We start from the raw sequence: 20,081 nt of genomic DNA on the forward strand, positions 1-20,081 counted from the left end.
CAGTGCTCCGCTGCTCCGGGCCTTCCCGGTCACGGGGAGACGTACGGGCCCGGTGACGAATCTGCGAGGCAATAGACGGTGAACGTGCTGGACATCCTGCTGCTGGCCGGCGCCGTATGGTTCGCGGTCATCGGCTACCGCCAGGGGTTCGTCGTCGGCATTCTGTCGGTGATCGGGTTCCTGGGCGGCGGCCTCGTCGCCGTATATCTGCTGCCCATCCTGTGGGACCAGGTGACGGACGGTTCGGAGGTCTCGTCGACCGCGGCCATCGTCGCCGTCGTCATCGTGATCGTGTGCGCCTCGGTGGGCCAGGCCTTCACCACTCACCTGGGGAACAAACTCCGCAGATACATCACGTGGTCGCCCGCGCGTGCTCTCGACGCGACGGGCGGCTCCCTCGTCAACGTCGTCGCGATGCTGCTGGTGGCCTGGCTGATCGGCTCCGCGCTGGCCGGTACCTCCCTGCCGACGCTCGGCAAGGAGGTCCGCAACTCCTCCGTCCTGCTGGGCATCTCCCGGGTCATGCCGCCCCAGGCCTCCACCTGGTTCACGGACTTCTCCTCGGTCCTGGCGCAGAACGGATTCCCGCAGGTCTTCAGCCCGTTCGCCAACGAACCGATCACCGAGGTCAGGCCCCCCGACCCGGCCCTGGTCGGCAGCCCGGTCGCCGCCCGCGCCAAGCAGTCGATCGTCAAGGTCGTCGGTACGGCCCCGAGCTGCGGCAAGGTCCTCGAAGGCACCGGATTTGTCTTCTCCGACCGCCGGGTGATGACCAACGCGCATGTGGTCGGTGGCGTCGACGAGCCGACCGTGCAGATCGGCGGGCAGGGGCGGCTGTACGACGCGAAGGTCGTCCTCTACGACTGGCAGCGCGACATCGCCGTACTCGACGTGCCGGACCTCGACGCGAAGCCGCTGCGGTTCACCGACACCGACCACGACGCCGAGACCGGGAACAGCGCGATCGTCGCGGGGTTCCCGGAGAACGGCTCGTACGACGTACGCTCCGCGCGCGTCCGGGCCCGCATCGACGCCAGCGGGCCCGACATCTACCACCGGGGCACCGTCCGCCGCGATGTGTACTCGCTCTTCACGACGGTCCGTCAGGGCAACTCCGGCGGACCGCTGCTGACGCCCGACGGCAAGGTGTACGGAGTCGTGTTCGCCAAGTCGCTCGACGACCCCGACACCGGTTACGCCCTCACGGCCGACGAGATCCGCCAGGACATCACGCAGGGCCGTACCGCCAACCAGCAGGTCGACAGTCAGGGGTGCGCGCTCTAGCGAGGCGTGCCCGGACACGGGCGATCGCCGGCCGGGTGTGACTGTGTGAGGCTCGATACCGGGTCGTGCTGGTGCGGGGTTCAGCCGCGTTCAGCCGCTGTCAGCGGAATCCCGTGGAGGCTCCGGTCACCCGCGTGGATGGCGCAGCCGCGCCGAGACCCAGCGGGCCCGGCGGCGGAGGATGCGCGGAATACCGAGCTGGGGATCATGCAGAACATGCATAGCGTGCACCCGGCCCTGGAGGCCGCCCCCCTCATGAGTGCCCGGATCCGCCGTGGCGGTCGAGCGACGATTGCGTGCTGTGTCACCGAAGTCGTGCGTCCAGCCCATACCCGGACGTCTGCCCGTGACGCATGGTCGGTAACCGCCCATCCGCAAGCCAATTGGCCTATGCGGCAGGCAAGTGGCTGTTTGTCGGACGTGCGTGCGTGCCGGCTATCGATCGGGCTCGGAATCCTTGAGCCAGCTGATGAGTTCGGCCGAGAACCCGGCCGGGTCCTCCTCGTGGGGGAAGTGCCCCAGACCGTCGAAAAGTCGCCACCGGTACGGTGCCTCGACGTATTCGCCGGACCCCGCCGAGCTCCGGGTGCGGACCGCCGGATCGAGTGAGCCGTGCAGATGCAGGGTGGGCACCCGCACCGGCCGCTTCATGCGCCGGTTGAACTGGATGCCGTCGGGCCGCGCCAGCGAACGCACCATCCAGCGGTAGGGCTCGATCGAGCAGTGCGCCGTCGAAGGAATGGACATGGCGCGCCGGTAGACGTCCAGGGCCGCGTCGTCGGGGAACTGTGCCGTACCCGGGCCGGCCCACTCGTGGATCAGCCGCCCGACCAACGCCGAGTCGTCCGCGACGAGCTGACGCTCCGGTACCCAGGGCCGCTGGAAGCCCCAGATGTACGAGCCGGCGCGCGACTGGGCGAAGTCGGAGAGCATCGAGGAGCGCCACCGGCGCGGATGCGGCATGGAGGAGACCACCAGCCGGCGCACCAGCTTCGGACGCATCACCGCGGCCGTCCACGCCAGGTACCCGCCCATGTCGTGACCGACCAGCGCGGCATCCGGCTCGCCGAGCGAGCGGACGACGCCGGTGATGTCGAGCGCCAGGTTGGCGGGGTCGTAACCGCGAGGCGTCCGGTCGCTGCCGCCCACCCCGCGCAGGTCCATCGCAACGGCCCGGTAGCCCGCGTCGGCGAGGGCAGGGAGCTGGTGGCGCCAGGTCCACCAGAACTGCGGAAAGCCGTGCAGGAGGAGGACCAGTGGCCCTTCGCCCATTTCGGCGATGTGGAAGCGGGCTCCGTTGGCCGCGACGTCCCGGTGGGTCCAGGGGCCGTCGATGCGGACGGGGCCGCCGGACGCGGCAGCGGGGCCCGCAGGACCGCCGGAGGCCGGGGAGGGGCCCGCCGGACCGGCCGGCTTCTCCCGGCCTGCCCGGTCTTCCGGGCTCACAGGGCGGAATGCGCTGGAATCGGGGACCGTCATGTGGATGAGCGTGCCACAGCTGACGCCTTGTCCTGGACCGGACGGTTCTCGACGGCCTTGTCCGCAAGTGTGCTGCCGCTCATCGGCAGGATGGCATCGGCGCCGATACCCGGCCGAGGGTGCGGCTTGACGCCCTGGAGGACGGCGGCGGTCTGCTTGGCCGAGGCGATGGACTTCTCCGGCGGCTTGACCTTCTTGAACTTGGCGTAGCCGAACAGCGCGAGCAGGATCCCCAGCAGAATGAACGCGCCGCCCACGATCAGGAACGACCAGGCGAGGCCCAGTCCCAGGTTGTGGATTCCGTACGCGGCCGCGAAGCTCAGCACCGGGATCGCGAACAGAATCAGCACGCCCGTGACGATGAACGCCACACTGCCGATGACGCCGCGTTTGACGTCCTGCCGCACCTCGGCCTTGGCCAGGGCAATCTCGTCGTGTACCAGCGCCGACAGTTCGGCCGTCGCCGAGGCGACCAGCTGGCCGAGACTGCGGTCGGCGCTGCCCGCGTAATTGCCGGGGTCGCTCATCCCTGACTCCCTCTCCTGTTCAACACATCCGATGTCAGATCATGCCGGACTGTCCGGCTTGCTGCTCGCTGCCCCCGCCAGTTGGGCAAGGCGGCGGTGCTCGGCCGCCTTCTTCTCGTGGAGCGCGGCCATCCGCAAGTGGTACTCCGGATCGTCCTGCTCGTAGATGTCCGGAACCCCGGACGCGTCCTCGTCGAGTTCCTCGGCGTCGAACAGCGCCCGGTATCTGCGTACCCGCAGTTTGAGCAGTACACCGGAGAGTACGGCGGCAATCAGGGAACCGATGAGAACCGACGCCTTGATCTCGTTGATCATGTCGTCGTCGCCGGTGAAGGCGAGTTCGCCGATCAGCAGCGAGACGGTGAAACCGATTCCGGCGAGTGAGGCGACGGCGAAGACATCGGCCCAGGCCAGGTCCTTGTTCAGCTCCGCCCTGGTGAAACGGGTGGCGAGCCACGTACCGCCGAAGATGCCGATCGTCTTGCCGACGACGAGCCCCAGGACCACACCGAGTGTTTCGGGCCGCGTGAACACGCCGGCCAGCGCACCGCCGGAGAGGGAGACCCCGGCCGAGAAGAGCGCGAACAGCGGCACGGCGAGACCGGCGGACAGCGGGCGGATCAGGTGCTCGATGCGTTCGCCGGGGGAGTGCTCCTCGCCCTCGCGCCGGGTGCAGCGGAGCATCAGTCCCATGGCGACACCGGCGATGGTGGCATGGATGCCGCTGTTGTACATCAGCCCCCAGATGACCAGGGCGAGCGGTACGTAGACGTACCAGCCACGGACTCTGAACCGCAGCAGCAGGTAGAAGACGACCAGGCCCGCGAAGGCGCCGAGAAGCGCGAAGAAGTCGATGTCCTCGGTGAAGAAGACCGCGATGATCAGAATGGCGAAGAGGTCGTCGACGACGGCGAGCGTCAGCAGGAACGCGCGGAGTGCGGCCGGCAGCGAGGTGCCGATGACGGCGAGGACGGCCAGCGCGAAGGCGATGTCGGTCGCTGTGGGGACGGCCCAGCCGCCGGTGGAGCCGTTGCCGACCACATTCACCAGCGTGTAGACGACCGCCGGGACTGCCATGCCGCACAGTGCGGCGACCACCGGGAGCGCGGCCGCCTTGGGGTCACGCAGTTCACCGGCGACGAGCTCGCGCTTGAGCTCGACCCCCGCGACGAAGAAGAAGACCGCGAGCAGTCCGTCGGCCGCCCAGTGCTCCACGGACAGATCGAGGCCGAGTGAGGCGGGGCCGAAGTGGAAGTCGCTGACGGTCGAGTAGCTCGATCCGAACGTGTTCGCCCAGATGAGGGCTGCCACGGCGGCGACCAGCAGGATGACTCCGCCGACGGTCTCCGTACGCAGGGCGTCGGTGAGGTAGTTGCGCTCGCGGAGCGACAGACGGCCCAGGAAGGTGCGGCGGGCGGAGGGGGGCGTGGGTGTGGGCGTGGCCACGGGGGGAGACCTCCGGGTCGGTACGGCAGCGATGGCATGGCTGATGCACTCGCCGACCAGACTTCCCGGCACACCCTGTGGAGATTTCTTATCGTTTTATTGATCAGCTGCCACTGTACCCGGGGTGCGCGGGGCTGTGACCGGTGATCACCACGCTAAATGCCCGAAGGGCATCCGGCGCGTTGCCGGATGCCCTTCGGGGCGTGCGCTGCTTCTCGGCGACCAGGGGGCTTGGGGCCTAGGGGGCCTTTGGGTCCCTCGGGCCCCTTGGGTCTGTCGGGTCCGTCGGGTCCGTGTCGGGCGGTCTCTTGGCCCCGCGGATCCGACGGGCGGTCCCCTCGGCCCCGCGGATCCGCAGGCGGCTCCTCGGGGCCCTCGGGTCTCAGTCCTCGGAGGGGGACTGGGGCAGCTGGGTCTGGATCAGATCCATAACTGATGAGTCAGTCAGCGTGGTGACGTCACCCAGGGCGCGGTTCTCCGCGACATCACGCAGCAGCCGCCGCATGATCTTGCCGGAGCGGGTCTTCGGAAGCTCCGCCACCGGCATGATCCGCTTCGGCTTGGCGATCGGGCCGAGCGTGGTGCCGACGTGGTTGCGCAGCTCTGCGACCAGTTCGTCGGAGACGGTCGCGCTGCCGCGCAGGATCACGAAACCGACGATGGCCTGGCCGGTCGTCTCGTCGGCGGCGCCGACCACGGCGGCCTCGGCGACCGCCGGGTGCGACACGAGCGCGGACTCGACCTCGGTCGTCGAGATGTTGTGCCCGGACACCAGCATCACGTCGTCGACGCGGCCGAGCAGCCAGATGTCGCCGTCCTCGTCCTTCTTGGCACCGTCACCCGCGAAGTACTTGCCCTCGAAGCGTGACCAGTACGTGTCGAGGAAACGCTGGTCGTCGCGCCAGATGGTGCGCAGCATCGACGGCCACGGCTCGGTGAGGACGAGGTAGCCGCCCCCGCCGTCCGGGACCTCGCGCGCCTCGTCGTCGACGACGGTGGCGGAGATGCCCGGCAGGGCGCGCTGGGCGCTGCCCGGCTTGGTCTCCGTGACTCCGGGCAGCGGCGAGATCATCATCGCGCCGGTCTCGGTCTGCCACCAGGTGTCCACGATCGGGCACTTGTCGGCGCCGATGTGCTTGCGGTACCACACCCACGCCTCGGGGTTGATCGGCTCACCGACCGAACCCAGGACCCGGAGACTGCTCAGGTCGAACTTGGCGGGGATGTCGTCACCCCACTTCATGAACGTACGGATCGCGGTCGGCGCGGTGTAGAGGATCGTGACCCCGTACTTCTGGACGATCTCCCAGAAGCGCCCCTGATGCGGGGTGTCGGGCGTGCCCTCGTACATGACCTGCGTCGCGCCGTTGGCCAGCGGGCCGTAGACGATGTACGAGTGGCCGGTCACCCAGCCGATGTCGGCGGTGCACCAGTAGACATCGGTCTCTGGCTTGAGGTCGAAGACCGCGTGATGGGTGTACGCCGCCTGCGTGAGGTACCCGCCGGACGTGTGCAGGATGCCCTTTGGCTTCCCGGTGGTGCCCGACGTGTACAGGATGAAGAGCGGCTGCTCCGCCTCGAACGCCTCGGGCGTGTGCTCGGTCGACTGACGCGCGGTGATCTCGTGCCACCAGACGTCGCGCCCCTCGGTCCACGCGGTGTCCTGGCCTGTGCGGCGGACGACGAGGACGTGCTCGACGCTCTCGATACGGGAGACCGCGTCGTCGACCGCGGGCTTGAGCGCGGAGGGCTTGCCGCGGCGGTATCCGCCGTCGGATGTGATGACGACCTTCGCGTCCGCGTCCTGGATGCGCGCGGCGATCGCGTCGGCGGAGAAGCCGCCGAAGACGACCGAGTGCGCGGCGCCGATGCGGGCGCAGGCCAGCATCGCGACGGCGGCCTCCGGGATCATCGGCAGGTAGACGGCGACCCGGTCACCCTTGCCGACACCCAGCTCGATGAGGGCGTTGGCGGCGCGAGAGACCTCGTCCTTGAGCTCCGCGTAGGTGATGGCGCGGCTGTCGCCGGGCTCACCCTCGAAGTGGATGGCGACCCTGTCACCGTTGCCCGCCTCGACGTGACGGTCCACGCAGTTGTACGCGACGTTGAGCTCGCCGTCCGCGAACCACTTCGCGAAGGGCGGGTTGCTCCAGTCGAGCGTCTCGGTCGGCTCGGTGGCCCAGGTCAGGCGGCGGGCCTGCTCGGCCCAGAAGCCCAGCCGGTCCGCCTTGGCCTGCTCGTACGCCTCCGCTGTGACGTTGGCGTTCGCGGCCAGATCGGCAGGCGGTGTGAACCGCCGCTCCTCACGAAGCAGATTGGCCAAGCTTTCGTTGCTCACGACATCTCCCAGTCCCAGGGTGTCCGTTGTGTCCCGGGGCATAGCTCATCAGGCCGGGGGCCGGGTGACAAGTGCCTGCCGAGAATTGGTTTAGACCTGTGTCTTCGTGTATGGAGGCACGATTTCGATTGCTGTCCCGCTTCCGCGGCGGGGTGGTGGTGCGGTGGTGCAGGCCGCCCGTGCGCGGTGCTGATGCGCGGTGATGCGGCGGTGATGCCTCGGTGGTGCGGTGTGCGGTGACGCGGAAGCGGGACCACAAGGTCTCACGGGCCGGGAGGGGATGTGGTTCAGGCGCTGGTACGTGCCAGTTCGGCTGGGTGGGATGGGCCAGCCGGGCCGGCCGGGTCAGCGGTCGACGGCGACGGATGGGAAGGGTTGATCGGGTCGAACACCCCGTCGAACGCTTCGTCGGGCCCGCCGCCGGCATGCGTGCCCTCGGTCAGCAGATACGACTGGGCCTCGGCCACGTGGAAATACATGCCCTGGAGTTGCAGGGTGCCTTCGGCGAGGCGCCGTGACACCGACGTATGAGCTCTCAGGTGGTCGAGCTGCTGGACGACGTTGGTGAGGCAGAGCTGCTCCACCGCATCGGCAGGCGGTCGGTCGGAGATCCGGGCCCGGTTGGGTGAGTCCGTCCGCTCCAGACTCGGGAGACCGTGCCGGAGCCAGCGCCAGAGAGCAGTTTCCGGGCCGTCCGGCCTGCTGCCCAGCAACGCGTTCATCGCACCGCAGCCGGAGTGCCCGCAGATGGTGATGGACTCGACTCCCAGCACATCCACCGCGTACTCAATGGCCGCACCGACCGAGTGGTCGCCCGCCTCGGAGTCGGGCGGTGGTACGAGGTTTCCGATGTTGCGGACCGTGAACAGGTCACCGGGACCGCTCGCCGTGATCATGCTGGTGACCAGCCGGGAATCCGCGCAGGTGATGAACAGCTGTGAGGGGCGCTGCCCCTCCTCGGCGAGTCTTGCCAGCTCCTCGCGGACCAGGGGAGCTGTATTGCGCTGGAACGAGCTGAGGCCGCTGACCAGCCGTTGACTGCCCGTGGGGCGTGGCCGGGCAGCCACATGATCTGGCGCGAAAGCGCCTGCGGGATCGCCCGCGAGGTGGGGTGTGCGATTCGGTGCGTGGTCCGGTGCGTGGTCCGGCGATTGGTCTGGTGCCTGACCGGGTGTGTGTCCCCCGGTGTTGCCGAGTGCCTCGAGGCTGAGGAAGGAAGCGGATCGTGCCCGGTCGTCCGAGTCCTGTGCGGACGGATCTGTACCCGCCGGTGTGGGTGCTGGTTCCCGTGCGTCGGGAGTGGTGCGGACGGGAACGGTGTCGGACATTGCGGAGGCGGAGACGCATCCTGTGGCAGTGGCAGTGGCAGTGGCAGTGGCAGTGGCAGTGGCAGAGCCCATGGCATCAGTCGCAGGTGTCGCTGTTCGCGTTCCGGTACCGCTGTCCGCGTGTGCGTGCGCTGTCGTGCCGGAGGTGGACACGTGCTCCGACCGGTCGTGGCAGTGGTGGTTGCGCCAGGCGGTCCACGGGCGACAGCAGGAATGCGCGGCAGAAGCGGGCTCGGCGATTCTGCCTCCGGACCTGCCGGTGAAGGAGACCCGGCCCCCATGGGCGGTATGGGCGTTGCTCCAGTCGTGGATCAGCTCGTATGCCGCGTGATCCATGAAGAAGCCGTCCAACTCGACTACCGCGTCCGCATCATGAGGAAGCTGCCCCAGCGTTCTGCTGAGACGCGGCACGGCGAGAAAGGTCAACTGGCCGCGTACGACGACCAGATGCACTCCATTGTGGTCGGAAACGGTGATCCGGGTATGAGCCAGCCGGTGCAGGGCGACGGCAACCGCGACGGCGATGCCGATCGCCACGCCCTTGAGTACGCCGAAGAGCAGCACACCGGTGATCGTCGCGCCGTACACCAGGAATTCCCGGTGCTTGTGAACGTTGCGAATGTGGGCGAAGTTCACCATCTGGATGCCAACCACCATGACGAGTGCGCCGAGGGCGGCCAGCGGGATCCACTCCAGCACGGTGACCAGCAGGCCGGTGGCGAGCAGGACCCAGACGCCGTGCAGAACGGTGGCGGCGCGCCCGGTGGCTCCGGCCCGTACGTTTGCCGAGCTTCGCACCGCACCGCCGGAGACCGCCAGTCCGCCGAGCAGCCCGGACACGGTGTTGGCGATGCCCTGTGCGCGTAGTTCACGGTCGAGGTCGGAGCGTTTGATCCGGGATGAGGGTGTGGTGGAGCTCGCCTCGGGGGCACCCGCAGTGCGCCCGCCGGGATGAGCGCTGTCGGCCTCGACGGCCGGCGCGGCCGACCGCTCACGATTCCGGTCAGCAGTCAGCTTGTCCACCGCTACGGCGGCGAGCAGGGATTCCAGACTGGCCACCAGCATCATGGTGAATACGGCCGTGGCCAGGCCGAGCACAGGGCCCTGGGGCAGCTCGGGCAGCGCGTGCGAGCGCCAGGACGGCAGGTCGACCCGGGCGATGGAGGGTGCCGCGAGCGCGGCCACGGCGGTTGCCAGGGCCACGGCGGCCAGAGCGGCCGGGACTCGCCGCATGATCCGTCCGGCCCGTCCCGGGATCCGTGGCCACAGCACCAGGATTGTGACGGTGAGCCCGCCGATCAATGGTGCCGCCGGACCCATGCGCGCCAACTGGTCCGGCAAATGAAGAGCGTTGGCGGCGGCTGAGCTCTGCGGCGAACCGCCGAGCACGATGTGCAGTTGAGCGAGTGCGATCGCCACGCCGATACCGGCCAGCGTGCCATGGACGATGGCGGGGCTGACGGCCAGCGCGCTGCGCGCGGCACGTAGTGAGCCCAGAACCATCTGCAGCAATCCTGCGCCGATGGTGATCGCGCAGGTGGTGCGCCAGCCGTAGACCTGAATCAACTCGGCTGTTACCACGGTCAGTCCGGCGGATGGGCCGGAGACCTGCAAGGGGGTGCCGCCGAGCAGTCCGGCGACGATACCGCCGACTGCGGCGGAGATGAGGCCCGCCTCCAGCGGGGCGTCCATGGCGACGGCGAGGCCGAGCGACATGGGGACGGCCAGAAGGAAGACAGTGATTGATGCGGACAGGTCGGCGCCCGCGATGCGGAATCGTCCGCCGCGGTGAGGCGGTGGCGGGCTGTGAGGTCGCTTGACTCCCGAGGATCGGGGAGGGCGCGAACTGCGGGATGAGTGGTCATGACGAGTGGGGACGCAGGCAGACATGTTTCCCGTCTCCTCCGGGGCAGCGCGGTCGCGGAATGTGGGGACGCGGCCGTGGGTCACGGCGTGCAGCGGCGGGATATCTCAACTCTCGGTAAATAGATCGTAATGGAGAGTAAAGATTGGTGTCCAGCGTTAAGGGCAAATGGGCCATTCAAGCACCCATTCCAGTGAATAGGCATCTTTTCATGCGGCCTGTCGCCCGAATTTATGTGCAATGCGTGCAACTTTGACCGAGCCGTGTCGGCGCTTCGGCGCAAGGTACCTGCGAGGAAGAAGGTGGGCGGATGATGGCCGCCACGAAGAGGTTCGCCTGGGGCGTCGTCACTGTTGCGCTGGTCGCTGGAGCGGCCGGCTGCGCCGGGTCGGGTTCCGGCCCGAGCGGTTCTGACCCCGGGGCGGCGAACGGTGCCGCGGGGGTGAAGAAGAAAGCCGCCGAAGGGGCCCCCAAGAGCGTGTTCCGGCTCATCGGTGACGGCTCGACCGCCTTTACGGGTGCCCAGCCGAAGCAGCCGGCCGTGCATCGTCTGACACCTGGCCAGAAGCCCCCGCAGTTTGTGGTGTTCTCCTGGGACGGGGCGGGAGAGGACAGTCAGCGGCTCTTCTCCCACTTCCGCGAGGTGGGCAAGAAGTATGGGGCGAACATGACGTACTTCCTCAGCGGTGTGTACCTCCTGCCGGAGGCGAAGCGGAAGCTCTACGACCCGCCGAAGCACAACGCGGGCAGTTCCGACATTGGCTTCAACGACACCGAAGGCATCCGAAACACCCTCGCCCAGGTCCGTGGTGCCTGGCTGGACGGTAATGAGATCGGCACCCACTTCAACGGCCACTTCTGCGGCGAGGACGGCGGTGTCGGCACCTGGTCCGTCGACGAGTGGAAGAGCGAGATCAGTCAGGCGAAGTCGTTCGTGAAGGGCTGGAAGAGCAACGATCCGGACCTCAAGGGCGACAAGTCGCTGCCCTTCGACTACGACAAGGAGCTGATCGGCGGCCGGACTCCCTGCTTGGAAGGTCAGAAGAACATGGTTGCGGCGGCGCGCTCGATGGGCTTCCGCTACGACTCCAGCGGAGTCAACGACCAGGTCTGGCCGAAGAAGAAGGGTGGTATCTGGGACCTCTCGATGCAGCTCGTCCCCGTGCCGGGGCGCGAGTTCGAGACCCTGTCGATGGACTACAACTTCATGTTCAACCAGTCCGGTACGACGCAGGGTGATCCGGACCAGCACGAGTACTGGGGCGATCAGATGCGGGACGGTCTGATCCAGGCCTTCGACCGTGCCTACGACGGCAACCGTGCCCCTCTGGTCATCGGCAACCATTTCGAGTCCTGGAACGGCGGCACGTACATGCGCGCCATCGAGGAGACGATCGAGACGGTGTGCACCAAGAAGGACGTGCGCTGTGTGTCGTTCAAGCAACTCGCGGACTGGCTGGACGCACAGGACCCGGCCATGCTCTCCAAGCTCGGCACGCTGAAGGTCGGCAAGGCGCCTACGGCCGGCTGGGCGTCGTTCCTCGGTGGGGGCGCGAGCCCCGGTAAGGGCGAGGTGCAGCAGCAGGGGCGGGCCGAGGCGAAGGTGCCCGCCGGATCTGCGGGGCACAGCGCCGACGAGTAGGGCGACCGTTGTGCCTGCCGTCAAGGCCGACGGTTGCTCGGGAGATTGAGTCGAACGACGGGACGACCGCCGGGTGCCGACCGTTGCGCCGGCGGTCGGGCCCAGGCCGGTATGCCGGCGGTCGGGTCCAATTCGGTATGCCGACGGTCGGCCCTGCCATGGCCGGCGGTCAAACCCGGCCGGGACGGTACTCCTCGGCCCATCCCCTGGCGGAGGACGCGCAGGGGCCTGTCCGGCAGATCCGGGCAGGACAGGCCCTGGCAGTTGCCGCTCAGGCGGGCTGTGCGGTCTCGGCCCGCGCGTACCGCTCGCCGAGCACGAAGGCGGGGTCGACCTGGGCGGCCAGGTCCGCACCCGTCTTCTCGTTGCCCCAGCTCTCCGCGTTTTTCAGATGGAAATGGACCATCTGCCGTGTGTAGCGCTCCCAGTCCCGCTGTCCGTACGAGTCCTCTGCGGCGTTCTGAAGGAACTGGAGCGCCATCCGGTTGTCCGCCTCCAGCAACTCGAAGCGGGCGGGGCGTCCCTTCTCCATGGCCCGGACCCAGTCGGAGTGCCCGATGGTGACCAGCAGATCGTCCCCGACCTCGGCGCGCAGGAACTCGAGGTCGTCCTCTCCCTGCACCTTGTTGCCGATCACCTTCAGCGCGACGCCGAAGTCCTGTGCGTACTCCTTGTACTGGCGGTAGACCGAGACGCCCTTGCGGGTCGGTTCGGCGACCAGGAACGTCATGTCGAAACGGGTGAACATGCCGGAGGCGAAGGAGTCCGAACCGGCCGTCATGTCGACCACGACGTACTCCTCGGGACCGTCGACGAGGTGGTTGAGGCAGAGCTCGACCGCGCCGACCTTGGAGTGGTAGCAGGCCACTCCCAGGTCCGATTCGGTGAACGGGCCCGTGACCATCAGCCGGATGTCCCCGTCGTCGAGCCCGACCGTACGGGCACAGGCGTCGTAGACGGGGTTGTCCTCGCATACCCGTAGCAGCCGAGAGCCCTCGCCCGGCGGCGTGGTCTTGATCATTGTCTCGGCCGAAGCGATGCGCGGGTTGCTGCCCCGCAGATACTCCTTGATCAGTGGCAGCTGCGCCCCCATGGCAGGGAGGGACGCTGCGTCCTTCTCGTCGAGGCCGAGTGCGGCCCCGAGATGCTGGTTGATGTCGGCGTCCACCGCGACGACGTTGGCTTCATTGGCGGCAAGGTGGCGGATGAAGAGCGAGGACAGCGTGGTCTTGCCGCTGCCGCCCTTCCCTACGAAAGCGATCTTCATGTTCACCTAGGGTAGTCGCATGACTGCGTTGCGCTGCCAGACTTCGTGAAGAATGCCACTCCGGACCGGCAGGTGCGCAAGGGGCGCGTAGCCTCGCTACTTATGAGTACGACTTCCTCGGACCCGCTCGCCGCCCTGGGTGCCCTGCCAGGAGTGCCGGATGCGGTGGACTCTGTTCGCAAGGCTGTCGACCGGGTGTACGGGCACCGTGTCATGCGGCGTCGCAGTAACGAGGTGACTGCCGAGGCGGCTTTGCGGGGCGCCCGTGGGTCGGCCGCGCTTTCCGGCGCCGACTGGAATCTTGAGGAGGTTCGTCGCCGCACTGACTTCAGTGGTGACGGTGAGGCGCACGTGATCGGGGCGGCGCTGCGGCTGACGGCAGAGGCGGGGCAACTGCTCTCCATCTGGCGACAGTCGCCCCTGCGGGTCCTTGCGCGACTTCATCTGGTCGCGGCCGGAGGCGCGGCGCCGGATGATGCGGTCGGCCGGCCCCGGCTGGCGGGTGAGCCGGTGGATGAGCCGCTGATCGAGGCATCGTTGCCTCAGGCCGACGAGGTCGCGGGGCGACTTGAGGGGCTCAGTGGGCTCATTCTTTCGGGGAGTGCGGCTCCTGCTCTGGTGACGGCTGCCGTTGTGCACGGCGAGCTGCTGGCACTGCGCCCCTTCGGGTCGTACAACGGCCTGGTGGCGCGGACCGCTGAACGGATCGTGCTGATCGGGAGCGGGCTCGACCCCAAGTCGATCTGCCCGGCAGAGGTCGGCCATGCCGAGCAGGGGCGGGCCGCCTACGTCGCAGCCTTCGAGGGCTATCTGTCAGGGACGCCGGATGGTGTGGGCGCCTGGATCGCGCACTGCGGGCGGGCGGCGGAGCTGGGTGTCAGGGAGTCGACGGCGGTATGTGAGGCACTTCAGCGCGGAGCGGCGTAGCGGGCGACGACTCAACGCGGGAGCGTCTCCTGCTGGGTCCCCGTGGGCTTCTGCCGTTCGGGCGACCGGTGCGAACTGCTCCCGGGGTGGATGGCAAAGGTTGCGGCGGTACCGTCCTCGGTACCGCCGCTGGCATGTCTGCCCGGTTACCAAGCGTCCTCGATATGTGCCCATCAGGTCGAGTACTTTGCCCGTCCCTGGTGTGGCTGGCCCGTAATCGACGGGTCGACGTCGCGTGGGTACCCGGCTTTCATGCGCGGTCCGTGGGGCCTTCTCTGCGTTACCGGTCATCCTCTCGGATGTCCGTGGTCTCGCGGGCCGTTGAGTCCTTTGTACTCCAGGGGCTGGGTGAGTGGAAGTGCTGGCCGAACTTCTTTACTTTTATGTTCAATTACGGACGAGTCGGCGCAAACGAGAGATCTCCCGGCGCGGGGTGCGGTGCGTTCGAGTAGGTTCGACGTCGCTGAGTGTGGCGCCCGGTGCTCGGTGTCCTGTGGGCGGGGTGTGGCCTCCGCGCGGGGTGGCGAATTCCGTCATCCTGCGCAGAGCCCCTCACGTAGAGCCCGGTCACGTCGACGTTGCGGTGGTGCGGCGGCGGGCGGTGTACCAGACGAGTCCGGCTGTGAGGGCTGCGGCGCCCACGGCCGCAGCGGCCATGAGTGCCGGCCGAGGCGGCATTGAAAGCGCGGGCAGGCGTTGCTTGAGTCGTACCGGGCGGTCGAAGACGAGAATCGGCCACTCCCGCAGAGTCGCCTCGCGTCGCAGCGCGCGGTCCGGATTGACCGCGTGCGGATGACCGACGGATTCCAGCATCGGCACATCTGTGGCTGAATCGCTGTATGCGTAGCAGCGGGTGAGGTCGTAGCCCTCGGACACGGCGAGAGCCTTGATGGCCTCGGCCTTCGTAGGCCCGTACGCGTAGTACTCCACCTCTCCGGTGAAGCATCCGTCATCGCCGACGACCATTCGTGTGGCGACGACGCGATCGGCACCCAGCAGCTCGCCGATCGGTTCCACGACTTCGGCGCCCGAGGTCGACACGATCACTACGTCGCGGCCGGCGGTGTGATGCTCCTCGATGAGCGTCGCGGCTTCGTCGTAGATGATCGGGTCGATCAGATCGTGCAGGGTCTCGGCGACGATTTCCTTCACCTGCTGCACGTTCCAGCCCTTGCAGAGCGATGAGAGATATTCACGCATCCGCTCCATCTGGTCGTGATCTGCGCCCCCGGCGAGGAACACGAACTGTGTGTACGCGGTGCGCAGTACGGCACGGCGGTTGATCAGTCCGCCTTGGTAGAAGGACTTACTGAAGGTCAGCGTCGATGACTTCGCAATGACCGTCTTGTCCAGGTCAAAGAAGGCGGCTGTGCGCGGCAAGAAGCGGTTTTCCACAAGGCAGAGCATAGAGGCCCACCATTCGGCGTAAACCCCAGCGCGTGGGTTTGCTCGAGAAGGCTGTCGGGTACACCATGGAAGTCACGGATCGTTCGCGACCGTGCTAACCCGGTCCGACTCCTCCCCCCCCGAGTCGGCCGTGGGGACGACCCCCGCTCTCCCCCCCGGCGGGGGTCGTCGCATGTCCGGGCGCGGTCCTGTCGCTCAAAATCAGGCATTTCTCCTCCTTTGTTCCCGTCATGGCCTGCTGTCGTACTGGCCTGGCATCAGCATGCATCATCACGCTCCGTGATGGAAGTGATGCTCTCGGAAGTCGCCTGTGTGGGCGACGGAGTTATTCACAGCGGTGCAGTTGTCCCCAGTTCTTGAGCAAGATCCACACGCTTTCCGGAAGTGCCGCACTGTGATTCCACCCGTGAAGTCCACGGGTTCTGGAATCACCGATTCTCGGAACGCTCCGAGAGTGCCGCGAACCGCGGTGAAGGTGAGTGAAGAAGGGGGCGGAGATCGTGGCTGAATCCAGTGCGCGGGATCGTCTGCCGGTCGCCGAAGCGCGGCAGGGCGGACCGCTGATCGTGACCGAGGATGTGGAACTGCTCGACGATCTGCTGAGGCTGTGCGCAGCCGCCGGCGCGGAGCCCGAGGTTCATCACACGCTGCCCGACCGCAAAGGGGGATGGGAGCAGGCGCCCATGGTTCTCGTGGGTGACGACGCGGCGGCGCGATGTCGCGGGGCGGCTCGCAGGCGCGGTGTGATGCTCGTGGGGCGCGACCAGGATGCTCCCGACGTGTGGCGCAGGGCGGTGGAGATCGGAGCCGAGTACGTGCTGCGGCTGCCCGATTCGGAGAACTGGCTGGTCGACCAGATCGCCAACGCCGCCGAGGGGGTCGGTCGGCCCGCGATGACCGTCGGAGTGATCGGTGGCCGGGGCGGTTCCGGAGCGTCCACGCTGGCCTGTGCGCTGGCGGTGACGGCGGCGAGGGCCGGTCGGCGGACCATGCTGATCGACGGCGATCCACTTGGCGGCGGCATCGATGTGCTGCTCGGCGGGGAGCGGGCGGAGGGAATGCGGTGGCCTGATTTCGCCCATTCCAAAGGGCGGGTCGGTGGCGGGGCGCTGGAGGAGTCGTTGCCGGCGCTGCACGGGCTGAGAGTCCTCAGCTGGGGCCGTGACGATTCGGTGGTCATTCCGCCGCAGGCCATGCAGGCGGTTCTTGGCGCCGCGCGCAGGCTCGGTGGGGTGGTGGTGGTGGATCTGCCGCGCCGGATCGATGAGGCGGGGGCGGAGGCACTGGCGCAGTTGGACCTCGGGCTCTTGGTGGTGCCCGGAGAGCTGCGGGCGGTCGCCGCGGCGAAGCGGGTGGCGTCGATGGCCGGGATGGTGCTGGAAGACCTCCGCGTGGTGGCACGCGGACCGTACGCATCCGGGCTCGACGAACAGTGGGTGGCGCACGCGATGGGGCTTCCACTCGCTGGTGAACTCCCCTTGGAGCCAGGCTTGCTCGCCGACCAGGACATGGGGGAGCCGCCCGGTGGAAGCCCGCGTGGGTCACTGGCCAGGTTCTGTTCGGCCTTCTGGGACAGGGCACTTGTGGGTGAGACGGGCGGGGGCCCGGTTGTCGCGGGAGGCACGTCGTGACCGAAGCCTTGCTCGACGCTGTGCGTCAGCGGCTGGCGGAAAGCGGCGTGGCGCCGACTCCGGCAGGGGTGGCGGCGGCACTGAGGGCGCAGGGGCGGTTGCTCGGCGACATCGAAGTGCTGGGAACAGCCGATGAGTTGCGGGGCGAGTTGATTGGGACCGGCGTGCTGGAGCCGCTCCTCGCCGATCCCGCAGTCACGGATGTGCTGGTTTCCGCACCCGACCGGGTGTGGGTGGACCGGGGTCGCGGGCTCGAACTCACCTCGGTTGCCTTCACGGATGCGGCGGCGGTCCGCAGACTGGCACAGCGGCTGGCGGCTGTTGCGGGGCGGCGCCTGGACGATGCCAGGCCTTGGGTGGATGCCCGTCTTCCGGACGGCACTCGGATGCATGCTGTGCTGCCGCCGGTCTCGGTCGGATCGACGTGCCTGTCGCTCCGCGTGGTGCGGCCGAAGGCCTTCTCGTTGCGGGAGCTGGTTGCTGCCGGGACGGTCCCGCCGGGCGGCGACCGGGTGTTGCGGGCTCTGGTGGAGGCGAGGGTCTCCTACCTCATCAGTGGCGGAACGGGAGTGGGAAAGACGACGCTCCTGTCCAGCCTGCTCGGTGTGGTGGGGGAGCAGGAGCGGATCGTGCTCGCTGAGGACTCGGCCGAGCTCCGGCCGGACCACCCGCACGTGGTGCGCCTCGAATCGCGCCCCGCGAATCAGGAGGGTGCCGGGCGTGTGACCCTCCGGGATCTGGTGCGGCAGGCCCTTCGCATGCGCCCCGACCGGCTGGTCGTCGGCGAGGTGCGAGGTGCCGAAGTCACCGAATTGCTGGCTGCCTTGAACACGGGGCACGAGGGTGGCTGCGGAACGGTGCACGCAAACGCCGCCGAACACGTTCCGGCCCGGCTGGAGGCGCTCGGGACCGCTGCGGGTCTGGACCGGGCGGCACTTCACAGCCAGCTGGCCGCGGCGTTGTCGGTGGTGGTCCATCTCGTACGTGACCGGACCGGGCGGCGAAGGGTCGCCGAGGTCCAGGTGCTGGAACGGGATGGGGCGGGGTTGGTGGTGACCGTGCCCGCGCTGCGCTGGGGAGCTGCCGGATTCGAGTGTGAGCGGGGCTGGGAGCGGCTGCGGGCGTTGATCGGGGGCGAGCGATGAGCGGTGGCACATCGGCAGGTGTACCGGAAGTGGCGCATGCGACGGCGCTGTACGCGGCAGTGGCAGCGGCTGCCGGGCTGGGTGCCGCAGGGCTGACTGCGACCGGGCGTAGTCAGGGGCGCCGGAGAGCGAGGTCGTTCTTCGGTGAAGGAACGAGGCGGGCGCCCCTTCGAAAGACTTGGGACGCCGGCCGGAGGCGGGTTTACGAGTGGCTGAGGGGGCGCCGTGAGTGGTGGTGCCTGCCGGGGGCGCTTGCTCTGGCCGTTCTCGGTGAGTCCGTGCTGCCCCTGATTGCGGGGGTGGCCGCAGTTCCCTTGGTGCGGAGGTGGCTGCGGAGAAGGGAACAGCACAAGGCATGGGAGCGCCGGGCCGAGGGGGTGGTGGACCTGTGCGGCGCTGTGGTGGGCGAGCTGAGGGCGGGGTACGAGCCGGGGCAGGCACTGCTTGTCGCGGTACACGGAACGCGGGTGCTGGGTGCGGCAGGCCCTGGGGTTTCTGCTGCGGCACGGTTCGGGGGCGATGTTCCGCGAGCGCTGGGGCAGGCCGCGCGCGAGCCGGGCCTGGAAGGGCTTGCAGGAGTGGCCGCCTGCTGGCGGGTGACAGCGGACGGTGGCGCCGGTCTCGCGGCCGGTCTGGACCGGTTGGAGGGCGCGTTACGAGCCGAGCTGCGCCGGAGGGAGGAACTGCGGGCTCAACTGGCCGGTGCCTGGTCGACGGTTGTGGTGCTGGCACTGCTGCCGGTGCTGGGCCTGGGGCTGGGAGCGGCGCTCGGGGCAGATCCGCTGGCGGTGTTGCTGCACACCACCGCTGGACTGGCTTGTCTGGTGATGGGCGGATCGCTGGAGGCGGCCGGGCTGTTATGGGCCGCCCGGATCGTCCGTAAGGGAGAAGTCGCATGAGCGCCCTGGCTGCTGAAGTTGTCCACAGGGTGGGGGTGGTGGGGCTGGTGCTGGGCATGTCTGTCAGGTTGGCCCAGGTCCTGGCGCGACGCCGGACGGCGCAGCGGGTGCGGCGGCGCGGCCTGAACCTTCTCGATGTGTCCCCCATCGCTCCGATGTCCCTTGGCGGGCGGTCCGGAACGTGCGCGGGGCGTACGCGGTGGCCGGCCTTCGGCGCAGGGGCCAAGCGGTGGGCGACGTTGCTGGGTGCCGCTGTGACGGGCTGGTTCCTGGTGGGTGGTCCCGCCGGGTGGGCGGTTGGGCTGGTGGCGGCCTGGGGAACACGGCGGTGGCAGCGCGCCGCGCGGCTCGGGAAGGCACCGAGAGCAACTGCCGAGAAAGCGGCGAGAGCAGCGGAGTCCATGCGCGGGCTTCCTCTGGCAGCAGATCTGCTTGCCGCGTGCATCTCTGCGGGGGCCGGCCCGCGTGAGGCCGCCGAGGCGGTCGGTGCGTCGCTGGACGGACCGGTCGGTGAGCAACTGGCGCGTACGGCGGCGGAGATCCGACTCGGGGGCGATCCCGCCTTGGCCTGGGGGAGGTTCGGAGAGATACCGGGCGCGGCCGCGCTGGCGCGCTGTCTGGACCGGGCCGGGTCGACCGGCGCTCCTGCGGCGGAGCCGGTATCCAGGCTGGCCGAGGCGATGAGAGCAGAGCGGGCCAGCGCGGCGGTGGCGCGGGCGCAGAGGGCCGCTGTGTTGATCACTGCACCGGTAGGGCTCTGCTTCCTCCCTGCATTCCTCGCCGTGGGCGTAGCGCCCGTGGTCATCGGGCTGGCAGGAGGACTACTGCAGCCCTGATGGCCCAGAAGGCATAGATAAACGCAATTCATCACAGAAGTACTGATTGAGGGGGTTTAAA

At 68.5% G+C, this 20,081-nt stretch carries 15 protein-coding genes; 7 read left to right on the plus strand and 8 right to left on the minus strand.

The annotated features are described in order from the left end of the window. Positions 1–78: 78 nt before the first annotated feature. Positions 79–1,284, plus strand: coding sequence for a MarP family serine protease (locus ACZ4LX_RS26395; RefSeq protein WP_467649450.1), 1,206 nt, complete (start codon positions 79–81; stop codon positions 1,282–1,284). Between the two features lie 126 nt (positions 1,285–1,410). Here ACZ4LX_RS26395 and ACZ4LX_RS26400 read toward each other — a convergent pair whose 3' ends face one another. The 6 genes from ACZ4LX_RS26400 to ACZ4LX_RS26425 form a co-directional block, all read right to left on the minus strand. Next, a complete protein-coding gene (locus ACZ4LX_RS26400) occupies positions 1,411–1,614 on the minus strand; it encodes a hypothetical protein (protein ID WP_467649449.1) in 204 nt (67 codons plus the stop codon). Between the two features lie 105 nt (positions 1,615–1,719). Beyond that, positions 1,720–2,763: an alpha/beta fold hydrolase gene (locus ACZ4LX_RS26405; protein WP_467649448.1), complete on the minus strand. Its 1,044-nt coding sequence runs from the start codon at positions 2,761–2,763 to the stop codon at positions 1,720–1,722. Beyond that, the gene (locus tag ACZ4LX_RS26410; protein ID WP_467649447.1) at positions 2,760–3,290 is read right to left on the minus strand and encodes a phage holin family protein; all 531 of its coding nucleotides are present in this window, start codon (positions 3,288–3,290) and stop codon (positions 2,760–2,762) included. Before ACZ4LX_RS26410 ends, ACZ4LX_RS26405 begins: the two co-directional genes overlap by 4 nt. Positions 3,291–3,329: 39 nt before the next feature. Then, positions 3,330–4,736 (minus strand): Na+/H+ antiporter NhaA, encoded by a 1,407-nt coding sequence (nhaA, locus tag ACZ4LX_RS26415; RefSeq protein WP_467649446.1) that lies wholly within the window; start codon positions 4,734–4,736, stop codon positions 3,330–3,332. Positions 4,737–5,118: 382 nt separating this feature from the next. Next, on the minus strand, positions 5,119–7,116 hold the full coding sequence (acs, locus tag ACZ4LX_RS26420) for an acetate--CoA ligase (protein WP_467649445.1): 1,998 nt from the start codon (positions 7,114–7,116) through the stop codon (positions 5,119–5,121). Positions 7,117–7,361: 245 nt separating this feature from the next. Beyond that, on the minus strand, positions 7,362–10,292 hold the full coding sequence (locus ACZ4LX_RS26425; protein WP_467649444.1) for a bifunctional SulP family inorganic anion transporter/carbonic anhydrase: 2,931 nt from the start codon (positions 10,290–10,292) through the stop codon (positions 7,362–7,364). Positions 10,293–10,576: 284 nt separating this feature from the next. Here ACZ4LX_RS26425 and ACZ4LX_RS26430 point away from each other — a divergent pair, with 284 nt between their 5' ends. Continuing rightward, the gene (locus ACZ4LX_RS26430; protein ID WP_467649443.1) at positions 10,577–11,908 is read left to right on the plus strand and encodes a polysaccharide deacetylase family protein; all 1,332 of its coding nucleotides are present in this window, start codon (positions 10,577–10,579) and stop codon (positions 11,906–11,908) included. A 271-nt stretch (positions 11,909–12,179) separates the two neighbouring features. Here the strand turns inward: ACZ4LX_RS26430 and ACZ4LX_RS26435 are convergent, their stop codons facing one another. Then, a complete protein-coding gene (locus ACZ4LX_RS26435; RefSeq protein WP_467649442.1) occupies positions 12,180–13,175 on the minus strand; it encodes an ATP-binding protein in 996 nt (331 codons plus the stop codon). Between the two features lie 102 nt (positions 13,176–13,277). Here ACZ4LX_RS26435 and ACZ4LX_RS26440 point away from each other — a divergent pair, with 102 nt between their 5' ends. Then, the gene (locus ACZ4LX_RS26440) at positions 13,278–14,102 is read left to right on the plus strand and encodes a Fic family protein (RefSeq protein WP_467649441.1); all 825 of its coding nucleotides are present in this window, start codon (positions 13,278–13,280) and stop codon (positions 14,100–14,102) included. 567 nt (positions 14,103–14,669) lie between these two features. Here ACZ4LX_RS26440 and ACZ4LX_RS26445 read toward each other — a convergent pair. Next, positions 14,670–15,509 carry an HAD family hydrolase gene (locus ACZ4LX_RS26445; RefSeq protein ID WP_467649440.1) on the minus strand — a complete coding sequence of 280 codons (840 nt, stop codon included), beginning with the start codon at positions 15,507–15,509 and terminating at the stop codon, positions 14,670–14,672. A 500-nt stretch (positions 15,510–16,009) separates the two neighbouring features. Here ACZ4LX_RS26445 and ssd point away from each other — a divergent pair, with 500 nt between their 5' ends. Genes ssd through ACZ4LX_RS26465 form a run of 4 tightly spaced genes read left to right on the plus strand, consistent with a single transcriptional unit; the run spans position 16,010 to position 20,020 of the window. Further along, the gene (ssd, locus tag ACZ4LX_RS26450; RefSeq protein ID WP_467649439.1) at positions 16,010–17,140 is read left to right on the plus strand and encodes a septum site-determining protein Ssd; all 1,131 of its coding nucleotides are present in this window, start codon (positions 16,010–16,012) and stop codon (positions 17,138–17,140) included. Continuing rightward, positions 17,137–18,285 (plus strand): TadA family conjugal transfer-associated ATPase, encoded by a 1,149-nt coding sequence (locus tag ACZ4LX_RS26455; RefSeq protein WP_467649438.1) that lies wholly within the window; start codon positions 17,137–17,139, stop codon positions 18,283–18,285. Before ssd ends, ACZ4LX_RS26455 begins: the two co-directional genes overlap by 4 nt. Further along, on the plus strand, positions 18,282–19,184 hold the full coding sequence (locus ACZ4LX_RS26460) for a type II secretion system F family protein (protein ID WP_467649437.1): 903 nt from the start codon (positions 18,282–18,284) through the stop codon (positions 19,182–19,184). The genes ACZ4LX_RS26455 and ACZ4LX_RS26460 overlap by 4 nt, the downstream gene beginning before the upstream one ends. Beyond that, complete coding sequence (locus ACZ4LX_RS26465; RefSeq protein WP_467649436.1) at positions 19,181–20,020, plus strand: type II secretion system F family protein; 840 nt, start codon at positions 19,181–19,183, stop codon at positions 20,018–20,020. Before ACZ4LX_RS26460 ends, ACZ4LX_RS26465 begins: the two co-directional genes overlap by 4 nt. The last annotated feature ends 61 nt before the right edge of the window (positions 20,021–20,081 follow it).

This window comes from Streptomyces sp. NPDC026062, from assembly GCF_055568375.1.